Origin of the sequence: Paenibacillus sp. FSL E2-0151, from assembly GCF_037993015.1 — a bacterium.
Taxonomy (GTDB): domain Bacteria; phylum Bacillota; class Bacilli; order Paenibacillales; family Paenibacillaceae; genus Paenibacillus; species Paenibacillus amylolyticus.
In genome coordinates this window covers 2260265-2273758 of the sequence record NZ_CP150308.1, presented here as the reverse complement: position 1 = coordinate 2273758, position 13494 = coordinate 2260265, and the positions used below count along the sequence as shown (strand labels likewise).

General features: G+C 42.8%; 5 protein-coding genes. 2 read left to right on the top strand and 3 right to left on the bottom strand.

Annotated features, from left to right (window positions below; translation table 11 throughout):
* Positions 1-3 precede the first annotated feature (3 nt).
* Entirely contained in the window at positions 4-2430 is a 2427-nt protein-coding gene (locus MHI55_RS10540) for a flavocytochrome c (protein ID WP_340389918.1), read from the bottom strand.
* A gap of 13 nt (positions 2431-2443) precedes the next feature.
* Entirely contained in the window at positions 2444-3058 is a 615-nt protein-coding gene (locus MHI55_RS10535) for an NADPH-dependent FMN reductase (RefSeq protein WP_101313358.1), read from the bottom strand.
* A gap of 180 nt (positions 3059-3238) precedes the next feature.
* On the opposite strand from MHI55_RS10535, the gene MHI55_RS10530 reads away from it, so the two are divergent.
* Together MHI55_RS10530 and MHI55_RS10525 are read left to right on the top strand one after the other, a co-directional pair.
* The gene (locus tag MHI55_RS10530) at positions 3239-4168 is read left to right on the top strand and encodes a LysR family transcriptional regulator (RefSeq protein WP_340389916.1); all 930 of its coding nucleotides are present in this window, start codon (positions 3239-3241) and stop codon (positions 4166-4168) included.
* 9 nt (positions 4169-4177) lie between these two features.
* Positions 4178-5116, top strand: coding sequence for an FAD:protein FMN transferase (locus tag MHI55_RS10525; RefSeq protein ID WP_340389914.1), 939 nt, complete (start codon positions 4178-4180; stop codon positions 5114-5116).
* A 144-nt stretch (positions 5117-5260) separates the two neighbouring features.
* Here the strand turns inward: MHI55_RS10525 and MHI55_RS10520 are convergent, their stop codons facing one another.
* The gene (locus MHI55_RS10520) at positions 5261-13285 is read right to left on the bottom strand and encodes an immunoglobulin-like domain-containing protein (protein WP_340389912.1); all 8025 of its coding nucleotides are present in this window, start codon (positions 13283-13285) and stop codon (positions 5261-5263) included.
* Between the last annotated feature and the right edge of the window lie 209 nt (positions 13286-13494).

Below are 13494 nucleotides of genomic sequence, written 5' to 3'. Positions count from 1 at the left end.
ATTCTAATCATTCATCTCATCAACAGCAGTCTTACCAGCGATTCGTCCGAAAGTAAAGATATCCGTCAAGGCATTACCGCCTAAACGGTTGCCTGCATGTATACCTCCTGCAACTTCCCCAGCGGCATACAGATGTGCAATCGGCTGACCGTTTTCATCCAATACGCGAGTTTGGGTATCGATCTTGATACCACCCATTGTATGGTGAACCGCCGGCTTTCTAGGCGTAGCATAGAATGGAGACTTCTCAACTTTTAAGCTAAACGTATCCTTATGGAACTCCGGATCAAAGCCCGCATCCACATATGAGTTATACTTATCAATCGTATTTCTAAGAACTTCAGGTTCCATTTTGATTTTCACTGCCAGTTCTTCTATCGTGTCGGCTCTGAACAAGGTACCTTCTTCGACTTGACGGTCTATCTTTTCCTGGCTTGTGTTCGCTGCCGTTTTCTTGATCTCGTCATCCGCAATCAGGTAAAATAAACTTCCCTGCTCGATAGCTGCTTTCGTTAAGACATCTCGTCCAGAGAATTCATTAACAAATCGTTCTCCCTTTTTATTAACAATGACAAAGTTTTCAGGCGGTACTTGCAGTCCACTGAAGAGTTCGCCCGTATCCGGATCGGCTACCGGCATCATTTGAGTGAAGCCCATGCCTGTCAGCGCTGCTCCTGCACTCTTGCCAAGCGATATTCCATCACCAGTCATCGCATAGGAATTTGTTGTTTTGATATCATCGTCAATATGGCTCCAGTATGTGTTATATTCCTTGAGCATCTGTGTATTTGCACCAAAACCGCCGCTGGCAAGCACAACGGCTTTGGCATGAATGGTTATGTTCTGACCATTGACACCTGTTGCGATAACACCTGTTATTTTTCCATCTTCGATGATCAATTGTTTGACCGGGCTATCTGTAATAATTTTTCCTGAATGCTCTTCTACATATTTGCTAAGTGCAATGATAAAGGCAGAGCCATAACTTTTGACAGGTTTATGGCCACGACGCCAAAGGGCACCCACTGGAGCAAATACGATACTCTTATCATACTCAACCCCGATATCCTCAAGCCACGTTACACTTTCCAAGGCACGGTCTGTAAGTACTTTGACCAGATCGTATTGTCCATAGATCATGCTCCCATTCAGGTCTGTACGTTTGCCCCCAAAATACGTTTGCATTCTGTGAAGAAGTGGGGAGTCGAATAAATAAGCCTTTTCTGTGCCGAACTTATCCTGATATGCAGTAAACTCTTCTTTGAGTGCATGGAAATCATCTACATATTCTGGATGGATCAAGCTCTCATCGGTACTTAATAAATTCTCAATCGTCTGTCTTTCCCCTGGATTCTCAGTGAACTGTTGTTGCCATACAGGATCTGCAGCATTGACAGGACCACCTGAGCGGATCGTATTCCCCCCAACAGCAGGATATTTCTCAAGTACAATCGCACTTGCTCCTTGTTGTAAAGCTGTAGCAGCAGCACTGAGTCCTGCGCCACCTCCACCTACAACGACCACATCGCAAGTGTATTCTTCGTCATCTTTCATCTGGCTGCTAGCAGGTTTTGGACGTCTTTTCAGGATGTCAGGATTCACTCCGGCAAGCTTAACCGCTTTGGCTACACCATTGATGACAGCATTACTGGTTTCAGAAGCACCTGAGAGAGCATCTACATTCAGCGTCTGTCCCTCAATGATTTTATTCGGAATTCTTACAAAAACAACATCGGCGATCCCTTCCGTTTCACCCTTCGAATCGATATCGATGCTTTCAATTCTATTTTCACTAAAGGATACCTTCATCTGCAGATTGCCACTGTGACCTATGGCATTGATCTCATACACACCGGGTCTATAGGTAAACTCCTCTTCTTCGTTGAGCTGATTTGAAATTTTGGCAAACCGAAGGAACCGCAGGAAACATGTTTCCAGGAAATCGATCGTTCCTTCATTGTTCAGGTTGCCTGATTCGTCAAATGCTTTATGTGCGCTGCCAAGCAAAAATTCATACCCTGGCATCACGTTAGCTTCGACACCTGGTGCATCCAGGATTTGACGAAGATGCAGTTGTGCACGCGAGGAACCTTGTGTTCCCTGTGACGCACCAATGATCATCACGGGCTTGCCAGCAAGCGGATGGATTTCAAAGCTCAACCATTCCAGCAGGCTTTTAAGGGATGAAGGGATGGAATGGTTATATTCTGGAGTCGCAATAATGACACCATCACTTGCGATAATTTTTTCATTAAACGATTGTATAATTACACTGTTTGTTTGGTTATCGGACTGATTAAACATCGGAACATCTGTAATATCGAGGATTTCAATGGCTGCTCTGGACTCAAAATGCTTTTGTATGAATTGAAGCAACTTGCGATTATACGATTTCTTTGCATTTGTGCCAACGATCGCTATGATTTTCATTGTGATTAGCCCCCTACTCTTGCCAGGAAAATTTTTTCGTTTTTTTCTTCAACGTCCTTTTGGATAACAGTTCCGTAGTGAGCTCCGTAAACAAAACAAACTCATTGAAGATTTCGTCAAGCTCGGCCACTTTTTGAGCGTCAATGAGATTACCACTGCTATCAAATGCACTCTGGGATTTTCCCAAAAGAAACTCGCTACTAGGCATCATTCTCGCACCAAGCTCAGGTGAATCCAGGATTTGTCTAAGATGCGCTTGTGCCCTGGAAGAACCGAGTGCACCATGTGAAGCACCTACAATCAGAACAGGCTTGTCTTTCAAGGTTTGAGTCGTGTAGCTGATCCATTCCAGAGCACTTTTCAACACGGCAGGGATCGCATGGTCATACTCGGGAGTAGCGATAATGACACCTTTCGCTTTAGAGATTTGATCTAATAAGTCTTGTACTTTCACAGGAATATCAACTTCAGCATCCTCTAATTCATCTTTTTCAATAAAGGCAGGCATATCCTTAATTTCAAACAAGTCAATCTGGGCTTCACTAGCAAAATGCTTTTGCATAAATTGAAGTAGCGTCCGGTTCGTTGACACATCCGAATTTGTGCCCACGATAGCTAAATAGTTCATCGTAATCCCCTCTCTGTCATTCGAGATGATGTTCGTTACTGTCAGGCTCAATCTTTCGGCCTAACTCTAACATATCAAAGCTCAAATGATCTAATAGTTATTCATTGCAGTTTGATAACTAATTTGTTATAATCACCTCAAATTCAAAGTTTGTTACTTTTTTCACAAGGGGTGAGGAACATGTCTAAGTTAGAATCTCAAGATATCTTGTGTTACATTGACAGCCTATTAAAATACAGCAACTATAGCAGGGCTGCACAATCCCTTTACATATCTCAGCCCTACCTCACAAAGGTCATCAAGAAAATCGAAATTGAGTTGGGCTGTGAGCTAATCACTCGCAACAAACTTCCGTACCGATTAACCGAGCAGGGGAAAATATATTATCAATACTTAACTTCACTCGAAAACAGCTACGCCAAGCTTATTAGGGAAATCTCATATGTATCGGATATTGGCAATAAGGTGATACGGATCGGCATTCTTCCGAGCCTCGGTGTGTACTTAACGCCCCTTTTTTTACCAGATTTTCTGGAGCTTCATCCTGCTTATAAAATTAATCTTGTCGAGGATTTACCTGAAAAAAATGAGAAACGTCTCCAAAATAATGAGCTGGACTTCTGGATCGGGCAAAATTCAAGCAGTATCTCCCCTAACTTGAACTCGTTTAACTGGGGCAGGCACAGTTACCAGGCCATCATTCCGCGTTGCTGCGAATTATATCAAGAGAATGTTGCAGTCATCCCGGAGGGCACAATTGAGATCAGCACCATTTTGAATCAAAAGCTTATTCTAACGTCCAAAGGTTCGGCAATCCGAAAACAGATTGATCAATTGCTCAGTGTCTATAAGGTACAGCCTAATATCGTTATGGAAAGTAATGAAATCTACACTGTACTCAAGCTTGCAAAGCATAATTTAGGTCTGACTTTTGTGCCTGAAAGCATCCATATCAAGGAGTGCCCTTCGGAATACAACATCTATCCTATCCCTGTAGAGAAGATGAGTCTGGATTATTTTATAGCCCATCATGGAGAAAAAAAGTTGAATAGCGTGGATCATGACCTCATCCATACTTTTCTCAATCACGGACAACAATGTGCAATATAGGAGGCTATCATGAAAGCTTTTACGAGAACGATACCGCTCATGGGAACGAACATATCCCTCTATATCGAGGGGACAGATGCTGAAGAGCTTGCCGAGGAAGCCGTGAATATGCTCATCCGTTATGAACAAGTATTTAGTGCCAACAGTCAGCAATCGCAGCTTGCCCTGCTAAAAAAAGAAGCCGCATCACATCCGCTTAGAGTAGACAAGGAACTGTATGATCTTATTAAGATAGGCAAAGAACACAGCCTGAATAAAGATTCATTTTTAAATATTGCGATAGGGCCTTTGATCAAATTGTGGAGAATTGGTTTCCGCGAGGCACATGTGCCGGAGGATACAGAGATTAAAGCGGTGCTGGAACTCTTGAATCCGGAGCATATACAGCTTGACGATGAGCTGCAAACGGTCCATTTATTCAAAAAAGGCATGGAAATCGACCTTGGAGCGATCGCTAAAGGTTATTTTGCTGATCAAGTTATGTCATTTTTCAAGAAAAACGGAGCTGCATCAGCTATGGTCGATATGGGCGGCAATGTTCTGGTTCATGGCGATTCTCCCACCGGGTCCAGTCTCTGGAAAGTTGGAATTCAAAATCCCTTTTTACCTAGAGGAAATGCAGCAGCACTCGTTAGTATACGCGAGCAATCCGTTGTTACATCAGGAATATATGAGAGAGTTTTAGAGAAGGAAGGGAGTCAGTACCATCATATATTTAACAGCAGAACAGGCTATCCAATCGAAAGTAATATCGCTTCTTTAACGATTATTGCGGATCGATCACTCGACTCCGATATATATACTACAGAATTATTTGGGTTAGATGCGGTCTCCATTATTCATAAAGTTAATAATATGAAGGATATCGAAGCTGCCGTAATCACGACGGATGGAAATCTGGCCTATACCGATAATCTTAGAGGAAGAATTGAGCCCGTATTAAGGTAAAGTTAACAGCTACTTCTTTAAGCCAGGATCTAACGGCTTTTCCTACTCGCTGATTAAACAGACAATAAAGTGGACGGAACAAGTTCTTCCGCCCAACTTTATGATCTGAGTGAATCAATAGCAACTGCCTTATAATTAACGTGTCTACATCAAACCCAACAAATTATAGATCATCACTGCTGCTTCTGCACGGCTGGCATTCTTCTTCGGTGCAAACTCATCGTTACCTACACCGTTTATGATGCCTGCTCCCTGGATTGTCTCTACCGCTTGCTTCGCATAACTTGCGATGTGTGCTTCATCCTTGAAGGCTGTAGCTTCACCACTTGTTAACGCTAGTTGCTTAATTTGGACAGCCTTGTATACCATAACCGCCATATCTTCTCGCGTAATGTTCTCATGAACTCCGAATCGTCCATTTGGTTTCCCGTTCACAATCCCCAACTTCTGCGCGGTTGCGATATTTCCATGGTACCATTCTCCTTGCTTCACATCACTAAAACTTGTCGTTGCGCTTTCATCCGATAGCTCAAACAACTTCATCAGCATGGTGATGAATTCTGCTCTTGTCACTTGACCATTCGGATTAAACTCGCCGTCGCCTACACCCTTCACAATGCCTCTTGCTCCCAATGCTGAGATCGCATCCTTCGCCCAATCTTGGGTCACATCCTTAAAGCTCGTTGCAACATACGCTACCGTATACTTGCTTAGATACGTTGGCTTGAACTCTACTTTTCCTGTCGCTGCATTGTATTTACCATTCGTCACCACTCTTAGCTCTCCGTTGTCCTTCACATCGTATACAACGACGTTGTTTGGATTTTCGTTAGCCTTTAGTGTGTATGGCAATTCAATCACGAGATCATCTCTGCCATCAAACTCTGTAAGTTTCTTACCATCAATCGTTAGCTCAATATCGTATACGACCTCACCGTTCAGCTGAGCTTGTGCGCCAGCTGGCAGTTGATTAGCTGCGATTTTCTTAATCGACAATCCTAACGTTTTCCCTGCACTTGTTCCTGTTCCAAGCAGTTCGGTTGCCACGGTTACGACTGCCGAGCCTGTGTTGATCTCGATGCGATCTACCATAGAAGCTCCACTTGTTAAGCGCGCATCTACTGCTAGCTCAATCGTTAGCCCGTTCAAGCTTGCATCAGCTTCAACTTGCATGTGTAGCTTACCGCCTGTCGTTTGATCAAGCGCACGCTTCACCGTATCCGCACTTAACTTCACTTTAGAAACACCGCTCTCATTTACGACCGGCTTAATGTGTATTTGACCGTTGTCCATCACCACTGGCTCATTTCCACCTGGAGCTGTTGGTACTGTAGGTGCAGGAATGTTACCGTCACCGCCACCATTTCCATTACCACTACTTGGTGCTTGTGGTGTTCCATCAACCGATGGTGTTACCGTTACCGTAGCGCTAGATGAAAAACCACCATCCACTGTAGTTACTGTAATCCTTGCTGTTCCTGGTGCCACCGCTGTTACTTGACCTGTCGCACTTACAGTGACTACAGCTGTATTGCTTGAGCTCCATGTTACTGCTTTTTTCGTTGCATTAGCTGGTGTTACCGTAGCTGTCAGTTGCCCTGATTGACCTTCTACGATTGACAACGTCGTTTTGTCCAAGCTAATTTCGCTAACGGGTACGTTCTTCCCATTGAGTGCATCATACTCACTTTGTGTAATTGGAATTACCGTTCCGTGACGCGGACTGGCTGGTAAGTTGTAGTTAGAAGATAATGTCCAGACACCTGATGCAAGATTTGTTGTCTCGAATGGAACATAACCTCTTCCACCAAACTCATCTACGAATAAATACCATTTTTCATCGGTATTCGATTTGAAGATCGTTGGACCCTCGACCCATTTGATGTTACCAACGCCTTGATTAATCATCTTGAAGGTTGGATCTAAGATCGAGTCACCGACCTCTTGGAAGATCATCTTACCAAATGGAGCAGAAGCTCCGTTGTTTTGCTCATCTTTCGTAAAGCGATACACTTTTCCTTCATGCTCAATCATCGTTGTGTCAATGATTGAATATCCATAATCCAGATATACTTGCGGTTCAGTAAACGTATAGAAATCTCTTGTCTTACTATACATCATTTTTTGATAAGCATCGCCTGTATGGGATGCATCATCAAACATTCTTGATGCCCAAAATACGATATATTCACCTGTTGTGTTGTCGTACATAATTTCTGGTGCCCATGTATTACCCGCTTCTTCCGGTGCAACCTCTACCATGCGTTGATCTGTCCAATTGACTAGATCATTCGATTCCCAAACCATAATGGAACGACTGCCCCATGTGTGTGCTCTGCCCCAGTTACCATTGCCGTTAATTTTCAGATCGGTAGCGATCATGTAGAACTTATCACCTTCAGGCGAACGAATAATGAACGGATCACGTACACCCTTCTCCCCTAAGGTAGAGGTCAATGCAGGTTTACCATTATTCAATTCTCGCCAGTTCAACGGATCATTACCGTTACTTAGTGCAAAGTAAACTTGCTCCCCTGTTGCGGTACCTTCTCCAGTGAAATATGTGAAAAAGTATCCCGCATATTTTTCATCAGCAGGCAATTCCTTCACCTTCGCAATGAATTCCTTCGTAGTGGATGCTGAATTTAATGTAATCGTAGCTGTAAGCTTCACGTCTACATTTCCACTACCGTGTGCCGGACGTTTTACTTCTCCAGTAACTGAAACGACGTTTGGTTGTACAGAAGCCCAAGTAATCGTTGCTCCATATAGTCCAGATGTTGGTAATGCCATATGACCTCTTACATCATTAATGTTATGAACGACTAGTGCTGCTTTTGCTTCATCTACAGAAGTGACATCGTTTGGCAATGCCTTAACCGTCAACTGAAAAGTTTTGTTAACTGTCTCTGTACCATCTGTAAATACTGCTGTTAACGTTACAACTTGATCACCTGTTGCGTTAGCTGGTCTGGTTACGGCACCTGTAGTTGAGATGACATTCCCCTTATCTGAAGTCCAGCTTATTGTTGTGCCATAAACACCTGATGTTGGCAATGTTACATTGCTTATAATCGCATCTTTTGAAGCATTAGAAGCAAGAAGATCATGAATCGTTAATTTCTCTGTCGCAGCCGATACAAGCATGCCCTCCATCAAAGCAATCTTCTGATCTGCATGAGCCTTAAGTGATGTAATATCTGCCGCAGTCATAGCACCATCATAGATTTGGAAGTCTGCAATCAACCCGCCGAAGTATGGATCAGCTGTATAGAATGACTTACCGATGGTTCCACTACTGCCTGAAGTATTTTTTATTTGTTCTAGTGTCATTCCATTCGTTGAGCCTGATGCAACAGCAACACCATCGATATAAAGCGTTAGTGTACCATCCGTGCCTGAAACAACAGTCGTAACGACTTTCCATTCATTATTCTTTAAGCCTGTGGTAGAAGTTGAAGACTCATTGTTCCAAGCATTCGTCGCGATACCTAGGCGAGCCAGACCGTTAGCGTTATAACGTGGTGTGAAATACGTATAGTGCGTATTATTATTTGGTCTTCCTAATGCATATAACCACTCGGCAGCGTTTTTACCGCTCCAGTTCACAATGGATGAAACAGTCATATCCGTTAATCCATCAAGTACTCCTTGTGGTAGTTCTACATAAGAGTTAGTTGTGCCACCAGTAAAGCTTAGTACACCAGCATCTTGTGTACGAATCCATTCTGCTTTAGACGGATTCATCCATTTTCCGTTGAAGTTTCCTGTTTGGTCAATAACCGTGGCACCATCGATATCATTCATATCGTAGTGAAGAATGAGCTCTGCCCCAGATGGCTGCTCAACTGGAGGAGTAACGTCTTCATCAGCTAATGTTGCAATCTCTTCAACGGATAATGCACGATTATAAATACGGAAATCATCCAATTTACCATCAAATAAACTATGAGAGCTGTTTCTCGATTTACCAATATAATTCATCGTTGTTTCCAGTAACATTCTCGGCTCAACGTTAAATGTCGAGCTACGTTTAACCTCTTGACCATTCACATACAATACGGTATCAAATTCATCCATTGTAATTGCAACATGTTGCCAAGTCTTCGTTGGAAATAACCCGGAATTTCTCACCGCATATTTATATTCTGATCCCAGTCGCGTGCTGTCATTGCTAAATTTCTCTGTAAAAGGTGTTACCACAGCAAACTCTAGACTACCTGTATCACCTTGTGTGCTCAAGTACATGGTGTTGCGGTTAACCTGTCTGCCTGTGTCGGAAGCAAAATCAAATATTCTTTGATTTGCTTGATTTCTGTCCATTTGAACCCATGTAGAGAACGTAGCCTTCTCAAGATTCAAGGATTGAATCAAGTTATCTGGCAGCTTCACATATCCTGTTGATCCATTAAGCTCTAGTGCACCACCCGTTTTACCAATGCGATCCTCTTCATTAATCGTTGCTCCACCTACTAGTGTTGCGTGATGACCGTTGCCAGAAATGTCATTCACCGTTGTACCATTCACTGTATTTGCATCGAATGAGTAATGTACAACCGGGTCTGTTGATGGTGCTGGACCTTTCCATGCATACTTCTCTTGCAAAGCATCATACTCTGCACGTGAGATTGGAATTACCGTTCCGTGTCGTGGTCCTGGCGGCAGTGCATATTTATCACTACTTAATACATTGTTCATATATTGCGTGCTACTATCCAGATCTGTTGTATATCGGACATGATATGGCCATGAATCAAGGAACAGATACCATTTGTCTTTTTTATTATCCTTAAAAATCGTTTGCCCTTCGTTGTTGCCATTATTTCCGATCAAGCCAAGTTTATTATCACGTGTACCCGGAACAGCGTCGTATTGAAGGCCGTTTGCTGCAATACCGTCCTTGTCATAGTAAAAAGTTGGTGCTTTCTCCACATACACTTTAGTATTCACTTCTGATTTGGTGAATCGGTACAACATATCATTATGCTCAATAAACGTCGTATCAATGGTCGGAAGTGACTCATCAATCATGACCTTTGGCTCAGAGAAGTTGTAGAAGTCTCTTGTTGTTGCGTAGTACATCACATTGTACTGACCTGCAGGTCTTCCGTTATAATCACCGTATGTCTCTGTGTTTTTCATCGATGATGCCCAAAATACGATATACTCTCCAGTTACTGGATCATAGATAGCTTCTGGTGCCCACGTATTTCCTCCAGTCTTAGGAGCAACCTCGATCATACGCTGCTCGCTCCAATGAACGAGATCCTCCGACTCCCATATCATCATGTAATGACTACCTGTAATTTGAGCTTGGTCGAAATTTGTACTTTCACCCATTTTCAAATCGGTTGCCAGCATATAGAATTTATCACCTTCTGGTGACCGAATAACGAATGGATCACGAAGTCCTTTTTCACCCATATCGGATTGAAGGATCGACTTACCATTATTCAGCGCTTTCCAGAACAATGGATCTTCAGCTGTAGCGAAGGATATCTCTTCACCACCCTCATATTCACCTGTAAAGTACGCAAAGAAGTAAGCATCATGCTGTACTGGCGCAGCTGCTTGTTTAATCGTAACGTTAAACGTAAGCTGTTTAGAAGCTGCACCATTCGTAATTGTAGCTATTAGCGTAACGGGCGTATCCGTAGCTTGACGGCTTACCCAGCCTAGCTGTGTAGCGTCACCAGCCGCTTCAGCCGTTCCTTTCACAACTGCCGGTCTGCTAGATACCCATGTAATTGTGGAGCCTTGTTCACCTGTAGTGACAAGACGTAAGTTACCTTTAACGTTGTCAGCATTGTAGATCTCTATCTGTTCAGCATCTAAATCAACCTTCTGCTGATCATCGAATTGCTTCAAGATCGTAACAGGGAATATAGCTGTAGTAGATACGCCTTGATACGTTAAAGTGGCCGTAAGCTTTGCTTGAACATTACCTTCCTGAACAGCTGGACGTTGTACAGTGCCATGGTTAGAAATGACATCAGGATGACTAGAACTCCAAGTAATGCTCACGCCGTTTTTACCGCTTGTCGGTAATGTAACGTTTCTTGTTATCATATCAGCGCTCTTATCGCCTTCACCTAAGTAACGACTGATGTCAAGTTGATTCGCTGCATCATCAACAGTGAGCTGACGTATTTTGGAGATGTGAGTTGCTCCCTCTTGTTGATATAACTCGCCTACTTCTTGCTCCGTCAACGCGCGATCATATACTCGAAAATCAGCTACGCTACCTTGAAGATACGGATCGTTTGAGAAGATTGACTTACCGATAAAACCAGAGAACGGAGCATCCGAGTTAATAATTTCTGACAGCTTTAGTCCCTTCGCATTACCTGAAGCAACCTTAACTCCATCCACGAATAACGTTATCCTATTGCTAGCTTCGGACAAGGACACCGTTACATGCTTCCACTGCCCACCGATAAGGTTTGAATTTGCGCTACCTGTAACTAATGCTTCGTTCGGCCAGCCATTTTTAGAGATACCTGTAGCAATCATATTACCTGATCCACTACCGTGACGTGGTGTTACGAAGAAATATTTGTTCGTTTCTGGTGTTAATACAGTACCCAAACCGAAGATCCAGCGATTCGTACCATCATTCGTCCAGTTCACGATTGAAGATACTGTAATCTCATTCAGACCGTGTAGTAGATCTAGTCCATTTGAGCCCTTAGGAATCTCAACATGCCCACTATTAGATGTAGAGCTTCCACCATTGAAGGAAACAAAGCCAACCTCACTGTTTGAAATGAATTGTCCATTGTTTGGATTTCTAAATATTCCGTCAAATGTAACTGCCTTGTTGGCAACATCCTTCAGTACGAGTTGACCGTCTACTTCTTCAGTCGTCTTCATGTTGTAATGAAGGATAAGATCATCTTTTAGCGATTTTCCCTTAACGGTAACGGCTGATGTGGCTGTAAACTCTCCATCTTCCGTCTGTACCGTAATTGTGGCTGTACCTCCACTAACAGCTGTAACTTTACCCGTTGAATTGACAATCGCTACACTGGAGTCACTAGATGTCCAGATAACTCTTTTATTCGTTGCATTTGAAGGTGAAATCGTAGCCACTAATGTCTCGCTGTCCCCCGCTGATAAAATAAATGTAGGTTCATTAAGCAAGACATTCTTAACGGCAATCTGCTCAATAGAGTCATCCTTAGGTAGTAAGGTAACAATGAACTCCTTCGTTGCCTGGCTTCCACCTAAAGAAATGGTTGCAGTTAACATCACTTGTTGTTCAATTTCTCGTAAGATCACTTCACCAGTTGGACTGATCGCACTTTCATCACTAGAAGTCCATGAGATCATTGCGCCATTCTTACCTTCAGTAGGCAGTTCAAGAGATTCTGTAACTGCCGATATATCACCTAACGTTAGCTCTACTTTACCTTGTTGTACTTGCTTTTCATTAAACGATTGTTCATATACTACAGCGATATCTTCATTATTTAGTGCCTCTCCGTAAATTCTTAAATCTTGAAAGCTGCCTGCAAAAGTAGCATCCCCTAAATAATTGGAGCGACCGATGTAAGCATGCAAATCAGTACCAAAACTTGCTGTTGTTTTCTCTTTGGCGGTCGTGCCTATACTTACACCGTTAATGTAACCTGTAATAGAGCGTTCTGTAATGACCGTCGTATAGTGAACCCATTGACCTTCGTACTGTGACGTAGAAGTGCCTGATACTCCTACCTCAGTCGTCCAAGGCTGGTCAACATTATTACTATTCGTAAATACTGACTTAAAATCACCACTTGGATTCGATGGATTCAACATCCAGTAATTCGTTGGCAAGTTATTGCCAGCTGCTGGAGTACCGTAGAATAATGCTGAGTAGTTCCCACTTCCAGTGTTGCTCTTGATCCATACAGATATCGTTGTATTTTCTTGATTATCAAACAAACCAGTAGGAAGCTGAACGTAGTTTGTATTACTATCAGTTCCCCCAGGTAAAGTGAGACCATCGGTGTACGTAATGTTTCCTACAGCCGTTCCATGCTTTTCATTACCTGATATATCCTGTACATCCTCAAGCAATGGATAATGCGCCAACATCGTTGGTGTTACTCTGTCCGCTGAAGCTTGATTGCTAAATGGCAGAACAAGACTAAAACAGCTACTGAAGGTCATAAGTAAAACTAACATTAGGATTGTAATTTGCTTCCGCATAGCATTCTTCCCTTCGATTAATTTTCAGAAGCATACAACCCATATCTCTCACCTATAAAACCAGACCACCTCGCTCAAGGAAATAGAGATACGTTTTAAAAAAAGAATGCGCTTACATTTCTTCTCATATTACGTCTTCAACACTTCCAATTCAATGTAGTATCTTGTTAATAAGGTGGATTTTT